This is a genomic window from Marinovum sp. E3 (assembly GCF_055755275.1).
The window spans coordinates 1690014-1704360 of record NZ_CM146908.1 but is presented as its reverse complement, the minus strand read 5'-3'; the positions used below and the strand labels follow the sequence as shown (position 1 = coordinate 1704360).

Genomic DNA, 14347 nt, shown 5'->3' with positions numbered 1-14347 from the left:
CGGTGGCAGGCATAAATCAAACGGGAGGAACAATAACATGAAACTTGCCAGATACTTTGCCATTGCCACACTGGTCGCCGCCACCCCGGCGCTGTCGCAGATGCAGCTCTCGATCGCCACCGGCGGCACCGGCGGCGTCTATTACCCGATGGGCGGCGGCTTGGCCGAGGTGATCAACAATCACGTCGACGGCTACAGCGCGACCGCCGAGGTCACCGGCGCCTCGGTCGAGAACATGGGGCTGATCGCGACCGGCGACGCCGATTTCGCCATCGGCCTCGCCGACACCGTGCAGCAGGCCTATACCGGCACTGGCCGTTTCGAGGGCCAGCAGCTGCCGATGATCCGCGCCGTGGGCTCGCTTTATGCCAATATGGTGCAGATCGTGACCCTGGCCGACAGCGGCATTGAGGGGCTCGACGATCTCAAGGGCAAGCGCGTCTCGGTCGGTGCACCGGGCTCGGGCACCGAGGTCAATGCCCGCACCCTGCTCGAGGCCAATGGCATCAGCTTCGATGATTTCGACGCCCAGCGGCTGAACTTCAACGAGACCGCCGATGCGCTCAACAACGGCGATATCGACGCCGGCTTCTGGAGCGTCGGCGCGCCGACCTCGTCGATCCTCAACCTCGCCACCACCAACTCGATCCGCATGATCGGCCTCAATGACGAACAGCTCGCGGCGGCCGATGCAGCCGACGAGACCTTTGCCCCGCTGAAGCTCGCGGGCGGCGTCTATCAGGGCGTCGATGATGAAGTGTCCACCGTGGGCGTGCCCAACGTGCTGGTGGTGTCGTCCGAGATGGACGCGGACACCGTCTATCAGATTACCAAGGCGATGTACGAGAACATTGCCGACATGCAGGCGGTGCACCCGGCGGCGAACGAGACCACGATCGAATTCTCGATGAACGCCACCCCGGTGCCGCTGCACCCCGGTGCGCTGCGCTATTTCGAGGAAGCCGGCGCCACCGTTCCCGACCATCTGCGCCCGTGATCGGCGCTTTCGGAAGAGGGCTTGCGGCCCTCTTCCTCACCGTTTCGACCGTCCAGGCCGGCGTTCTGACCGCCACCCTGCCCGACGGCACCGAGATCGGCCGCATTGCCGTCGCCGAGGGCGGTGGATGGTGCGTGCTGTGGAACCATTCGGTGCAGGGCTTTCCGGTGCAGGATTGCTACCAGAACCGCCAGGGTCGCATGGTGCTCACGCGCTCGCACCAGCCCGATTTCGCCGCCGGTCTCGGCCATCTGCCCGGCCGGGGGCGGCAGGTCTCCGACGGCGCCGGCGGCTATTGGATCGAAGACATCGACGAGCCGGTCCCGGGGGATGCCTATGTGCTCCGCCCCGGCCGCGCTGCCGTCAATCACAGGATCGTTGCAGGTAACGCCGAAATCCCGCTTTCGGCCCGCGCCGCGCGCCAGCGGGTCCGGATCGCTCTGCAACCGGGAGACCCCGAATGACCGACACCTATGAAGTCAAGGCGCCCGGCGCCGACCGCCAGCCGCGCTCGGTGCTGATGGCGATCGCCATCGTCGCCATCACCCTGTCGCTGTTCCAGCTCTATGCCGCCGGCATCCAGCCGCTGGGGCTGTTCTTTCAGCGGCCGATCCACCTCGGCTTCATTCTGGTGCTCTGTTTCCTGATGTATCCAGTCACCGGCAACCGGCCGCGCGGGCTGGTCGGATGGGCCATCGACGGGCCGCTGATCGCCTGTGGCGTGCTGGTGGGCTATTGGGTGCCGGCCAATATCGACGCCATCGCCAATGCCATCATCCCGCGGCAGCAGGATGTCGTCGTCGGCGTCATCACCACCCTCGTGGTGCTCGAGGCGGCGCGGCGCGCCATCGGCCTCGGCATGACGATCATCGGCGCCATGTTCATTCTCTACGCCTTTGCCGGGTCGCGCGGCGAACTGCCCTGGCTGGCCGACTGGATGCCCGGCATCCTCAACCACCGGGGCTATACGCTGGACCGGCTGGCCAGCCAGATGACCCTGGGCGCCGAAGGCATCTTCGGCCTGCCGCTGGGCGTGGCCGCCACCTTCATCTTTGTCTTCGTGCTGTTCGGCGCCTTCCTCGAAGTCACCGGCGCCGGCAAGTTCTTCATCGACCTGGCCTATGCCGCCACCGGCCGCCAGCGCGGCGGCCCGGCCAAGGCGGCGGTGATCGCCTCGGCCGGCATGGGGTCGATCTCGGGCTCGGCGATCGCCAATGTGGTGACCACTGGCGCCTTTACCATCCCGTTGATGAAACGCCTCGGCTACCGCCCGGCGCAGGCCGGGGGCATCGAGGCCGCGGCCTCGACCGGCGGCCAGATCATGCCGCCGCTGATGGGCGCCGGCGCCTTCCTGATGAGCGAATTCACCCGCGTGCCGTATATCGAGATCGTGCTGGTCTCGATCTTTCCGGCCGTCCTCTATTTCGGCGCGGTCTATCTGCTGGTGCATATCGCCGCCGTCAAACAGGGCATGAAGGGCATTCCCTCCGCCGATCTGCCCCGGGTCCGTGAGGTGCTGGCCGAGGGCTGGCATTTCCTCTTGCCGCTGGTGGCGCTGGTCTGGCTGCTGGTGGTCGGCTATTCGCCGATGCGCGTCGGCTTTTACGCCATCCTCGCGGTGATCGGCGCCGCGGTGCTGCGCGGGCTGATGCAATATTTCGCCGCCGGCCCGACGCTGGCCGGACTGGTGGCGCTGGCCAGGGCAGGCTTTGCCAAGACGCTCGAAGCGCTGGAGCTGGGCGCGCGCAATGCCGTTGCCGTCTCGATGGCCTGCGCCGTGGCCGGGATCGTCGTCGGCGTCGTCGGCCTGACCGGGCTGGGGCTGAAGTTCTCGGCGATGATGCTGGCCTTTTCCAATGGCAACCTGCTGCTGGCGCTGCTTTTGGTGGTGATCGCCAGCCTGATCCTCGGCATGGGGCTGCCGGTGACCGCGGCCTATATCGTGCTGATCATTCTCGTCGGCCCGGCGCTGACCGAGGAATTCGGCATTCCGCTGCTGATCTCGCATCTGGTGGTCTTCTGGTGGAGCCAGGACAGCAACGTCACGCCACCGGTGGCGCTCGCCGGCTTTGCCGGCGCGGCGATTGCCAATGCCTCGCCGATGGAGACCTCGGTGCAGGCGTGGAAATACGCCAAGGGGCTCTACCTGATCCCGCTCTTCATGGTCTACAACCCGTCGATCATCGAAGGCGGGCCGGTGCCGCTGGTGCTCTGGAACGGCTTTATCGCGATCCTGGCGCTGACCGCCTTTGCCGCCGCGCTCGAGGCCTATCTCTTCGGCCCGATGCCGCATTGGGCACGGCTGCTGGTGGTGCCAGGGATGATCGCGGTATTCTGGCCCAGCCTCCAGATCGAGATCGCGGGCGCCCTGCTGCTCTGCGCGCTGCTGGCGATGAACTGGCTCGGCGCGCGCGACCACAGACAACCGGCACCGGGATGAGGCGGCACATGAAATCCGGCTGATTGATTGCGGTTGCGGGCGTCCCGGCCGATAAAGGCGCCGATACCCAGTTGCCGGAGTGTGCCGCCATGACCCTGCGCTTCATCCATGCGTCCGACCTGCATATCGGGCGCAAGTTCGCCAATATCCCACAACCCGAAGACGGCAACATCCGCGGCCGGTTGATGGAGGCTCGCCATGGCACGATTGCCCGGCTGGCCGAGGTGGCGCAGTCCCGCGATGCCGGCCATGTCCTGCTGGCCGGCGACACCTTTGACACCGCCACGCCCTCGCCTGCGGTGATCCGGCAGGCGCTGGCGGCGATGGGCGAAGCCGGCGGCGTGACCTGGTGGCTCCTGCCCGGCAACCACGACAACCTGCGCGATGCCGAGCCGCTCTGGGAGGCGATCCGCCGCGACGCGCCCGCCAATGTCGTGGCGCTCACCGAGGCGGACCCGCAACCACTGGGCGACGTGGCCACGCTGCTGCCGGCACCGGTGGCCTTTCGCGCCGGGGCCAGCGATCCGACCGAGCCGCTGGTGCGCATGGAAAGCGAGGCCGGCCGGATGCGCGTGGGGCTGGCCCATGGCGGCGTCACCGATTTCACCGGCTCGGGCGAGGCCATCGCCCCCGACCGCGACCGCAGCGCGCGGCTCGACTACCTGGCACTGGGCGACTGGCACGGGCGGCTGCCGGTCTCGGACCGGGTGCACTATTGCGGCAGCCCCGAGCAGGACCGTTTCAAGCATGGCCGGCGCGGCGTCTGCCTTGCGGTCACGCTTGAGGGCCCCGGCGCCCCGCCGCAGGTCGAAGAAGTCGAGACCGGCGCCTTTCTCTGGACCGAGCGCCCGCTGGCGCTGCACCCGCGGCAGGACGCGGCGCAGGCGCTGGCGACGATCCTGCCCGAAACCGGGCGGCGCGACGTGCTGTTGCGGGTGCGGGCCAATGGCTGGGCCGGGCTGTCGGATCAGGCCGATCTGCGCCACGCGGCGGATCGGGTCGCACCCGATTTCGCGCATTTCGAGCTGCTGACCGACGAACTCGGCACGCAATACGATGCCGGCGACCTCGACGAGATCGACCGCGCCGGTGCCTTGCGGCTGGCCGCCGAGAGCTTGCAGGAGGCGGCGCAATCCGAAACCCTGTCGCACCAGGATCGGCAGGTGGCCGGGGATGCGCTTGCCCGGCTCTACGCCTATGTTCGGGAGGACGCGCAATGAAGCTCCGCGCCATCACCGTCAACAATGTCCGCCGTTTCACCGATCCGGTGGCGATCGACGCCATCGGCGACGGGCTCAACCTGCTCTGTGCACCGAATGAACACGGTAAATCCACGCTGTTCGACGCGATACAGGCGCTGTTTTTCAAACCGCATGGCTCGCGCGACAAGGAGGTCAGCGCGCTGCGGCCCCATGCCGGCGGAACGCCCGAGGTCAGCGTCACGGTCGAGACCGAGGCGGGGCGCTTCACCCTGTTCAAACGCTGGCTTGGCAAGGCCGCCGCGACGGTGCACCGCGACGGCACGCTGATCGCCCAGGCCGATGAGGCCGAGGCCTGGATCGCCGAACTTCTGGGCGGTGACGGGGGCGGGCCTTCGGGGCTGATCTGGGTGCGGCAGGGCATGACCGAGCTGACAGGCGGCACCACCAAGGAGCAGAATCTGGCGCTCGAGGCACGGCGCGATCTGATGACTTCGGTCGGCGAAGAGGTCGAGCAGATGACCGGCGGGCGGCGCATGGACATGGCGCTGGCCAGATGCCGCGCCGAACTCGACGATCTTGCCACCGGCAAGAACCGCAATCCGCGCAAGGGCGGCCCATGGCGCGCCGCGCTCGACCGGGTGGAAACGCTGACCGAGCGGCGCGACAGTCTCGCTGCAACGGCGGAGGCGCTGCACGCGGCCCTTGCCGAGCGCAAGCGAGCCCGGCGCGAGCTGCATGCCTGGGAGGCGCCCGAGGCGGTGGAAGAACGCCGCGCCCGGCTCGAGGCGGCCGAGGCGGCACATACCGCCGCCAAACGCCATGCCGAAGATGTCGCCGCCGAGGCGCAGAAGCTCCAGACCGCCCGGCTCACCGCAGAGACCACCCGCGCCCGCCTGAATACCCTGCGCGAAACGCTGGCCGAACATGACGAGGCGGCCAGGCTCCTTGCGGCGGCCGAGCAGGAAGCGGCGCAGGCCCGTGCCACGGCCGAGACCGCCCGCGCGGCCCGGGAGGCCGCCGAAGGTGATCTTGCCACCGCGCAAGAGGCTTTGACCGAAGCGGAAACACAGCGCGCCGCCGCCCTGCGCGCCCAGGCGGCGCGCGACGGTGCCGACCGCAGGCGCGCCCTCACCGCGCGCATCGCCGAGGCCGAAAAGACCCGCAGCGCCATGGAAGACGCCGCCGCCGCCGCGCGTCAGGGCCCCGACGACACGGCGTTGCGCCGGCTCGAAACCCTCGCCACCGCCCATGCCACGGCCAAGGCCGCGCGCGAAGCTACGGCCACTCAGGTCATTGCCCGCTACGCCCCGGGACAGGCCGGCGCCATATCGCTGGGCGACCGCGCCTTGGCCGAGGGCACGGCCACCGCCCTGCCCCGCGCCACGCAACTGACCATCGCCGGCATCGGCACGCTCGAAGTGCGCCCGGGCGAAGGCCAGCACGACGATACCTCGGTCGAGGCGGCGGCGCAGGCGCTGCGCAATGCGCTCGAGTCACTGGATGTCGAGACCCTCGAGGCCGCCCGCGCCGCGGGCGAAACCCGCGTCGCCGCCGAACACCGGGCCGGCGAGGCCCGCGCGGTCCTGGCCAGTCTCGCGCCCGATGGCATCGATCAATTGCGCGCGGCGCTGGCCGCCATTCCGCAGCCCGAAGACCGGGCCGAGGCGCCCGATCCCGAGGCGGCGGAACAGGCGTTGAGCGCCGCGAGACAGGCCTTTGACGCCGCCCGCATCGCACATCAGACCGCCGCCGACCACTTCGCCGATGCCCGCAACGACGCGACCCGCAGCGATACCGCGCTGACCTCTCTGCAAGACCGGCTGGCCCGCGCCGAGACAGCCCGCGCCCGGCTGGGCGACAGCGCAGAAGAGACGCTGGCCGCAGAACTGCATCAGGCGGAAACGGCGCTGCGCGCGGCCGAGACCCGCCATGCCGACAAGGCCCGCGGCGCCCCCGATCCGGCCAGCACCGAAGCGGCGCTGAACCGCGCCACATCGGTCGAACGGAACGCAAGGGAAGAGATCACCCGGCTGAAGCCGCTGCTGGCCCGGCTCGACGAACGCATCGGCCGCTCCTCCGGCGAGGCGGTCGAGGAACGGCTGGAGGAAACACGGCAGGAACTTGAAATCGCCGAGGCCGCGCTGGCGCGGATCGTGCATGAAAAGGATGTGCTGATCCGGCTCGAGGCGGCGCTCGAAGCCGCCCGCACCGAAGCGCGGGAGCGCTATTTCAGCCCCATCGCCCGCGAGCTGAAGCCGCTGCTGCACCTGCTCTGGCCTGAGGCCGAGCTGACCTGGGGCGATAGCTCGCTGCTGCCCGACTCGCTGGTACGCGATGGCCGGGAAGAGCCGATCACCATCCTTTCGGGCGGCACCCAGGAACAGGTGGCGTTGCTGGTCCGGCTGGCCTTTGCCCGGCTGCTGGCGGCAACCGGGCGGACGGCGCCGGTCATCCTCGACGATGCGCTGGTCTTCACCGATGACGACCGGATCGAGCGCATGTTCGACGCGCTGCATCGTCAGGCCGGCGATCTTCAGATCATCGTGCTGAGCTGTCGCCAGCGGGCGTTTCGCGGGCTCGGCGGCAACAGTCTGCATCTCACGCCGGTCCCCGCTGCCAAGGCCGCCGAGTAAGGCTCAGCGAAAAATTGCCGCCCGCCGGCGGCCACGCGACGTCAACCAGAGCATGAAAGTTCTCAGCTCTGGACTATCGACACGATCTTGGTGATGTTTGGCGTCTGTCTCACGGGCCCGCGACAAAAGAGGCCCGGACGCAATCGCGAGAAAGGGAGATCTCGACAATGACACGCCATCTTTTGCTGACAACGGCCGCCGCAGTCCTGCTGGCCGCCAGCGGCACCACGCTTGCCGCACAGGATACGCACCCCGAAACCGGCGAACCCCTGGCTGAAACCCAGGTGTTCAAATATCGTCTGCTCGACCAGTTCCCGACCATCGATCCGCAACTGATCGAGGAAACCGCCGGCGGTCATGTGGCGCGTCAGATCTTCGAAGGGCTGCTGACCCAGAATGCCGACGGCACCCTGCGCCCCGGCGTCGCCACCGAATGGTCGAGCGAGGACAACCAGACCTGGACCTTCACGCTGCGCGACAATGCCAAGTGGTCGAACGGCGATCCGGTCACCGCCCATGACTTCGTCTATGCCTGGCGCCGGGCCGCCGATCCGGCCACCGCCTCGGAATATGCCTGGTATGTCGAGCTGACCCAGATGCAGGGCGCCAAGGAGATCATCGCCGGAGAGGCCGCCACCGACACGCTGGGCGTGCGCGCCGTGGATGACCATACGCTCGAGGTCACGCTGACCCAGCCGCTGCCCTATTTCCCGCAGATGGCGGTGCATTACACCCTGATGCCGGCGCATCAGCCCACCATCGAGGCGCATGGCGCCGATTGGACCGACCCCGAGAACATCGTGGTCAATGGCGCCTATACCCTGGCCGAAATCAGGGTCAACGAATTCTTCCGGCTCGAGCGGAACCCGGAATACTGGGGCGCCGAGGATGTCATCATCGACGAGGTCTATGGCTATGTCATCAATGACGCCAATCAGGCGCTGAGCCGCTTTCAGGCCGGCGAATTCGACATGATGGACGACCTGCCCGCCGGCTCCTATCCCGATCTCGAAGAGGAAAGCCCCGAGACCGCCCATGCGGTGCCGCGGCTCTGTTCCTACTACTACACTTTCAACCAGTCCGAGAGCGGGCACGAGGCGCTCAAGGATCCCAAGGTCCGCAAGGCGCTGAGCTATGCGGTGCGCCGCAATGTGATCACCGACCAGATCCTACAGGCCGGTCAGAAGCCCGCCTACAGCTTTACCCATTGGGCGACCGCCGATTTCGAACTGCCGACCATCGATTATTCGCAGATGTCGCAGGACGCGCGGATGGAAAAGGCCATGGAGCTGATGCAGGAGGCGGGCTATGGCCCCGACAACCCGCTTGATCTCGACCTGATCTACAACACTTCGGAAAACCACAAGCAGATCGCCATCGCGGTCAGCCAGATGTGGAAACCGCTGGGCGTCAACATCACCCTGTCGAACTATGAATGGCAGTCCTACCTCGACATTCGCGGCAATCAGCAATTCGACATCGCCCGCTCGGCCTGGTGCGCGGATTACAACGAAGCCTCGACCTTCCTGGACCTGCTGACCTCGAACAATGCCAACAACGACGGCAAATACATCTCGGAAGAGTTCGACCAGCTGATGGACGAGGCCGCCAAGGCCGATGATCCGCAGCCGCTTTACACCCAGGCGGAAGAGGTGCTCGCCCGCGACATGGCGATCATCCCGATCTACCACTACACCCAGAACTTCGTGCTGAACCCGGAGGTCAGGAACTGGCCGATGGAGAACGCCGAGAACAACTGGTACGTGCGCGATCTCTACCGCGCCGCGGCCGAGTAACAGGTGCGCGCCAGGGCGGGCTGAGCTTGCCTGCCCTGGCGCCACACACTCCGCATGACAGCCTTCATCCTTCGCCGCCTTCTGTTCGCGATCCCGGTCCTTTTGATCCTGATCGTGCTCACCTTTGTCCTGATGTACACCGCGCCGGGCAGCCCCTTTGCCTCGGACCGCGGGGTGCCGCCTGCCGTGCTGGCCAATCTCGAGCGGGAATACGGCCTCGACCGGCCCTTCCTCGCCCAGATCGGCACCTATATCTGGAAGATCGTCACCCAGTTCGATTTCGGCCCCTCGTTCCAATACCGCGACCAGGACGTGAACGACCTGATCGAACAGGGATTTCCTGTCACCCTGACCTATGGTTTCTGGAGCTTCCTTGTCGCCGTTGTCGTCGGCGGCACGCTGGGCGTTGTCGCGGCGATCCGGCAGAACACCTGGCTCGATTACTTCGCCGTCGGCATTTCCATCGGCGCGCAGGTGCTGCCCAACTTCGTGATGGCGCCGATCCTGGTGCTGGTCTTCACCCTCTGGCTGGGCTGGCTGCCCGGCGGCGGCTGGCAGGGCGGGCAGATCGAATACCTGATCATGCCGGTGATCGCGCTCTCGACCTCCTTCATGGCCTCGATCGCGCGGATTGCGCGGGCCTCGATGCTCGAGGTGATGACCTCGAACTTCATCCGCACCGCCCGCGCCAAGGGCCTGCCTGGGCGCACCATCGTGCTGCGCCATGCGCTGAAGCCGGCACTGCTGCCGGTGATCTCCTATCTCGGGCCGGCCTTCGTGGGGATGATCACCGGTTCGGTAGTGATCGATCTCTATTTCTCCACCGGCGGCATCGGCCAGTTCTTTGTCGCCTCGGCGCTCAACCGCGATTACGGCGTGATGATGGGGATCACGGTGCTGCTCGGCGCGCTCACCATTCTGTTCAACCTGCTGGTCGATATCCTCTACGCGTGGATCGACCCCAAGATCCGGTACTGAGATGGTTGTTTCCCGCTCTCAATCCGCCGCCCTCGCCGCCGCCGCGCCGATGGGCCCGCCCCGCTCGCTCTGGGCTGATGCCCGGGCGCGCTTTTTCCGCAACCGCGCCGCCGTCGGCGGGCTGATCGTCCTGGGCCTCGTGGCCGCATTCGCGATCTTCGGCCCCTTCGTGGCGCAGCATTCCATCGAGGAAATCAACTGGTCGATCCTCGGCAAGGTCGATGACGCCGGCGGCCCCTGTTTCCTGTCAGGCCCCGACAACGAGATCCCGCCCTGTTCCGAGACCGGCCATTGGTTCGGCACCGATGCCCAGGCCCGCGATCTTTTTGCCCGCACGGTGCAGGGCACCCAGATCAGCCTAATGGTCGGCGTCGTGGGCGCGTTGATCGCGGTGCTGGTCGGCACGATCTATGGCGCGGTCTCGGGTTATTTCGGCGGCAGGCTCGACAACATGATGATGCGCGTGGTCGATGTGCTGATGTCGGTGCCCTACATGTTCGTGCTGATCCTGTTGCTGGTGGTCTTCGGCCGGTCGATCCTGATGCTCTTTATCGGCATCGGATTGATCTCCTGGCTCGACATGGCGCGGATCGCCCGCGGCCAGACGCTGAGTCTGCGCGGTCGCGACTTCATCGAAGCGGCCATTGCCACCGGCGTGCACCCCTTCCGCATCATCCTGCGCCATATCGTGCCCAACCTGCTGGGCGTGGTGATCGTCTATGCGACGCTGCTGGTGCCCTCGATGATCATCTACGAAAGCTTCATCTCCTTCCTCGGGCTCGGCGTGCAGGAGCCGCTGACCTCCTGGGGGGCGCTGATCAACGAAGGCGCAGACCAGATGCGCCAGGGACTTTGGATGCTACTGATTCCACTTGCTTTCTTTGTCGTCTCGCTGTTCGGCTTCTTCTTTGTCGGCGATGGGCTGCGCGACGCGCTTGACCCGAAGGACCGCTGAGATGACAAAGCACCTTCTCTCCGTCCGCGACCTCTCGGTCAGCTTCGACACGCCCGATGGCACGGTGCGCGCGGTCAACGGCATTTCGCTCGATCTGGCGAAACGCGACACGCTGGCGATTGTCGGCGAAAGCGGCTCGGGCAAGACGCAGCTGGCCTTTGCCATGTTGGGGCTGCTCGCGCGCAATGGCCGTTCGGAAGGTTCGGTCAAGATCGAGGGCCAGGAGATCCTCAACCTGCCCGAGGCCAAGCTGAACAAGGTCCGCGCCGAACGGGTGGCAATGATCTTTCAGGATCCGATGACCTCGCTCAACCCCTATCTCAAGATCGGCACCCAGATGGCCGAGGTGCTGCAACTGCACCTCGGAAAGTCGAAGCGCGCGGCAATGGAAGATGCCGCGAGGATGCTCGACGCGGTGCGCATTCCCGATGCCAAACGCCGGCTGGGCATGTACCCGCACGAGTTTTCCGGCGGCATGCGGCAGCGGATCATGATCGCCATGGCGCTGCTCTGCCGTCCGGCGCTGCTGATCGCCGACGAGCCGACCACCGCGCTCGACGTCACCGTGCAAGCGCAGATCATGGAGCTTCTGACCGAGGTGCGCGAGGAATTCGGCACCGCGATCATCCTGATCACCCATGACCTCGGCATTGTCGCCGGCTCTTGCGAGCGAACCATGGTGATGTACGGCGGCCGGGTGATGGAAACCGGCCCCACGGACAAGCTCTTCGAAGCGCCCTCGCACCCCTATACGCTAGGCCTTCTGGCGGCCGTGCCCCGGCTGGATATCCCGCAGGAGGACTTGCTGACCATTCCCGGCGATCCGCCGGACCTGCTGGGCCTTGCGGGCGGCTGCCCCTTCACCCCGCGCTGCCCGCTTGCGCATGAGCCCTGCCCGCAGCGGATGCCCGATCTGGTGTCTTTCGACACCGACCGCAAGCGCGCCTGCCACGCCGCAAGGGAGGATGTTCACCGATGACCGACGTGTTGCTGGAAACCCGCGATCTCGACGTCACCTTCGACATTGCCAAACGCGGCGCCATGCCCTGGACCCGGCCAGACGCGCTTCAGGCGGTGTCAAAGGCCAATCTGACGGTGCACCGGGGCGAGACCCTCGGCCTTGTCGGCGAAAGCGGATCGGGCAAGTCGACGCTGGCGCGCGCCATCGTCGGCACGGTCAGGCCCACCGGCGGCCGGGTGTTGTGGAAAGGCCGCGACATCACCGCCCTGAAGCCGGCCGAACGCCGCGCCCATGGCCGCCATGTGCAGATGGTGTTTCAGGATCCGCTGGCGGCGCTCGATCCCCGGATGAACGTCGGCCAGATCATCGCCGAACCGCTGAAAACCCATCGCGGCGACCTCGACGCCAAGGAACAGCGCCGCCGCGTCGGCGAGATGATGGAACGCGTGGGCCTCCTGCCCAACCTGCAAAACCGCTATCCGCATGAGTTCTCCGGCGGCCAATGTCAGCGCATCGGCATCGCCCGCGCGCTGATCACCGAGCCGGAACTGGTGATCTGCGACGAGCCGGTCTCGGCGCTTGACGTCTCGGTTCAGGCGCAGGTGGTCAACCTGTTGAAAGGGCTGCAAAAGGACATGGGGCTGAGCCTGATGTTCATCGCCCATGACCTCTCGGTGGTGCGCCATATCTCGAGCCGCATCGACGTACTCTACCTTGGCCGCATCGTCGAGACCGGCACTGCGGCAGAGGTCACCGGCGCGCCGAAACATCCCTATACCCGCGCGCTGATCTCCTCGGTGCCGATCCCCGATCCACGGCTGGAACGGACGCGGCACCGGCCGGTGCTCAAGGGCGAGCTGCCCTCACCGATGGACCCACCGTCGGGCTGCGTGTTTCGCACCCGCTGCCCGATCGCCCGCGAGAGCTGTGCCGAGGCCCGGCCGCCGCTGCTCGAGGCCGCGCCGGGCCATTGTGTCGCCTGCCCGTTTTACGAGGATGCCGGGGCCATGGGCGGCGCGGTTTCAGCCTGAGCGGTCAGAGAATGGCGCCGATGCGGTCGATGGCCTTGCGGATGTTCGCTTCGGAATTGGCGTAGGAAAAGCGCAGATAGCCTTCGCCCATGGCGCCAAAGGAGGTGCCGGCGACGGTCGCGACCCCGGCCTCGTCGAGAAAGCGGTTCTGCGCCTCCATCGCGCTCATTCCGGTGCCTTCGATATTCGGGAAGGCATAAAATGCCCCGCCCGGATCGGAACAGCGCACGCCGGGCAGATCGTTCAGCGCCGCGACGATCACCGCGCGGCGGCTGTCGAATTCGGCCACCATGTCGCGCACCGCGTCCTGCGGCCCGGTCAGAGCGGCGAGACCGGCATATTGCGCCGCGGCGTTGACGCAGGAATGGTCGTTGATGCAGAGCCGGGTGACATGATCGACCGCCGCGTCGGGCCAGACCGCGAAGCCCAGCCGCCAGCCGGTCATCGCATAGGTCTTGGACCAGCCGTCGAGCAGGATCAGCCGGTCGCGGATCTCGGGATATTGCAGCAGGCTGACATGCTCCTGCCCGTGATAGAGCATCTGGGAATAGATCTCGTCCGACAAAAGCGCCACCTGCGGATGCTCCATCAACCCGGCGACCAGCTTGTCGATCTCTTCGCGCGGGGTGACGCCGCCGGTGGGATTGGCGGGCGAATTGATGATGATCAGCCGGGTCCTGTCGGTGATCTGGCCCAGCACCTCTTCGGCGGAAAAGGCAAAGCCGTTCTCTTCGCGCAGGCGGATCGGCACCGGGGTCGCACCGGAATACTTGATGACGGACTCATAGATCGGAAAGCCGGGGTTGGGGTACATGATTTCCGTGCCCGGCTGGCCGAACATCAGCACGGCAAAGAACATCGTCGGCTTGCCGCCCGGCACCACCACCACGTTGTCGGGGTTGACCTCGGCACCGTGCCGGTGGTGCAGATCGGCCGCCACCGCCTCGCGCAGCACCGGCAACCCGTTGGCGGGGGTATAGCCGTGATGGCCGTCGCGCAGCGCCTTGATCCCGGCCTCGACGATATGTTCGGGTGTCTGGAAATCCGGCTGGCCGATGCCCAGGTTGATGATCTCGCGGCCCTCTGCCGCCAGTTTCGAGGCGCGCGCCAGCACCATGAAGGCGCTTTCGGTTCCCAGCCGCGAGAGGCTGTCGGCAAAGATCAAGTCGGACATCGGGGAGCTTTCGTACTGGTGTCGGGGAGCGGTTTCGCGCGGATGCTACACCGCGGCGCCGGGAATGGAAAACCGGGTTTCGTGCGCCGGTCGTGCGGCCGTGGCTGCCCGATTTTCCGCCCCGTGCGGCCGCTGCCCGGCCGATTTCAGCCCAGCCGGGTTTGCCGCCTTGCCGCCGGC

11 protein-coding genes are annotated in these 14347 nt (G+C 66.8%); 10 read left to right on the top strand and 1 reads right to left on the bottom strand.

The features are described from left to right. The first annotated feature begins 37 nt into the window (after positions 1 to 37). The 10 genes from AC0J5K_RS08400 (at position 38) to AC0J5K_RS08355 (ending at position 12993) form a co-directional block, all read left to right on the top strand. The gene (locus tag AC0J5K_RS08400; RefSeq protein ID WP_074835696.1) at positions 38 to 997 is read left to right on the top strand and encodes a TAXI family TRAP transporter solute-binding subunit; all 960 of its coding nucleotides are present in this window, start codon (positions 38 to 40) and stop codon (positions 995 to 997) included. Beyond that, positions 994 to 1461 carry a DUF1850 domain-containing protein gene (locus AC0J5K_RS08395; protein WP_170850516.1) on the top strand — a complete coding sequence of 156 codons (468 nt, stop codon included), beginning with the start codon at positions 994 to 996 and terminating at the stop codon, positions 1459 to 1461. Before AC0J5K_RS08400 ends, AC0J5K_RS08395 begins: the two co-directional genes overlap by 4 nt. Next, the gene (locus AC0J5K_RS08390; RefSeq protein ID WP_274565485.1) at positions 1458 to 3437 is read left to right on the top strand and encodes a TRAP transporter permease; all 1980 of its coding nucleotides are present in this window, start codon (positions 1458 to 1460) and stop codon (positions 3435 to 3437) included. Before AC0J5K_RS08395 ends, AC0J5K_RS08390 begins: the two co-directional genes overlap by 4 nt. Before the next feature lie 89 nt (positions 3438 to 3526). Continuing rightward, a complete protein-coding gene (locus AC0J5K_RS08385) occupies positions 3527 to 4657 on the top strand; it encodes a metallophosphoesterase family protein (protein WP_274565486.1) in 1131 nt (376 codons plus the stop codon). After that, entirely contained in the window at positions 4654 to 7272 is a 2619-nt protein-coding gene (locus AC0J5K_RS08380) for an AAA family ATPase (RefSeq protein WP_274565487.1), read from the top strand. The genes AC0J5K_RS08385 and AC0J5K_RS08380 overlap by 4 nt, the downstream gene beginning before the upstream one ends. A 167-nt stretch (positions 7273 to 7439) precedes the next feature. Continuing rightward, positions 7440 to 9068 carry a peptide ABC transporter substrate-binding protein gene (locus AC0J5K_RS08375; RefSeq protein WP_074835702.1) on the top strand — a complete coding sequence of 543 codons (1629 nt, stop codon included), beginning with the start codon at positions 7440 to 7442 and terminating at the stop codon, positions 9066 to 9068. 54 nt (positions 9069 to 9122) lie between these two features. Next, on the top strand, positions 9123 to 10046 hold the full coding sequence (gene oppB / locus AC0J5K_RS08370; RefSeq protein WP_274565488.1) for an oligopeptide ABC transporter permease OppB: 924 nt from the start codon (positions 9123 to 9125) through the stop codon (positions 10044 to 10046). A gap of 1 nt (position 10047) precedes the next feature. Further along, a complete protein-coding gene (locus AC0J5K_RS08365; protein ID WP_274565489.1) occupies positions 10048 to 11001 on the top strand; it encodes an ABC transporter permease subunit in 954 nt (317 codons plus the stop codon). Position 11002: 1 nt separating this feature from the next. After that, positions 11003 to 11980, top strand: coding sequence for an oligopeptide/dipeptide ABC transporter ATP-binding protein (locus tag AC0J5K_RS08360; RefSeq protein ID WP_274565490.1), 978 nt, complete (start codon positions 11003 to 11005; stop codon positions 11978 to 11980). After that, positions 11977 to 12993: an ABC transporter ATP-binding protein gene (locus AC0J5K_RS08355; protein ID WP_074835708.1), complete on the top strand. Its 1017-nt coding sequence runs from the start codon at positions 11977 to 11979 to the stop codon at positions 12991 to 12993. The genes AC0J5K_RS08360 and AC0J5K_RS08355 overlap by 4 nt, the downstream gene beginning before the upstream one ends. Positions 12994 to 12997: 4 nt before the next feature. On the opposite strand, the gene AC0J5K_RS08350 is transcribed toward AC0J5K_RS08355, so the two are convergent. Next, positions 12998 to 14167, bottom strand: a complete 1170-nt coding sequence (locus AC0J5K_RS08350) for a pyridoxal phosphate-dependent aminotransferase (protein WP_274565491.1) — start codon at positions 14165 to 14167, stop codon at positions 12998 to 13000. Positions 14168 to 14347 lie beyond the last annotated feature (180 nt).

What these genes read in the sequence shown, in the direction of transcription:
- AC0J5K_RS08355 (WP_074835708.1), top strand. Translation starts at nt 11,977, where the DNA reads ATGACCGACGTGTTGCTGGAAACCCGCGATCTCGACGTCACCTTCGAC.
- AC0J5K_RS08390 (WP_274565485.1), top strand. Translation starts at nt 1,458, where the DNA reads ATGACCGACACCTATGAAGTCAAGGCGCCCGGCGCCGACCGCCAGCCG.
- AC0J5K_RS08375 (WP_074835702.1), top strand. Translation starts at nt 7,440, where the DNA reads ATGACACGCCATCTTTTGCTGACAACGGCCGCCGCAGTCCTGCTGGCC.
- AC0J5K_RS08360 (WP_274565490.1), top strand. Translation starts at nt 11,003, where the DNA reads ATGACAAAGCACCTTCTCTCCGTCCGCGACCTCTCGGTCAGCTTCGAC.
- AC0J5K_RS08385 (WP_274565486.1), top strand. Translation starts at nt 3,527, where the DNA reads ATGACCCTGCGCTTCATCCATGCGTCCGACCTGCATATCGGGCGCAAG.
- oppB (WP_274565488.1), top strand. Translation starts at nt 9,123, where the DNA reads ATGACAGCCTTCATCCTTCGCCGCCTTCTGTTCGCGATCCCGGTCCTT.
- AC0J5K_RS08350 (WP_274565491.1), bottom strand. Translation starts at nt 14,167, where the DNA reads ATGTCCGACTTGATCTTTGCCGACAGCCTCTCGCGGCTGGGAACCGAA.
- AC0J5K_RS08365 (WP_274565489.1), top strand. Translation starts at nt 10,048, where the DNA reads ATGGTTGTTTCCCGCTCTCAATCCGCCGCCCTCGCCGCCGCCGCGCCG.
- AC0J5K_RS08400 (WP_074835696.1), top strand. Translation starts at nt 38, where the DNA reads ATGAAACTTGCCAGATACTTTGCCATTGCCACACTGGTCGCCGCCACC.
- AC0J5K_RS08380 (WP_274565487.1), top strand. Translation starts at nt 4,654, where the DNA reads ATGAAGCTCCGCGCCATCACCGTCAACAATGTCCGCCGTTTCACCGAT.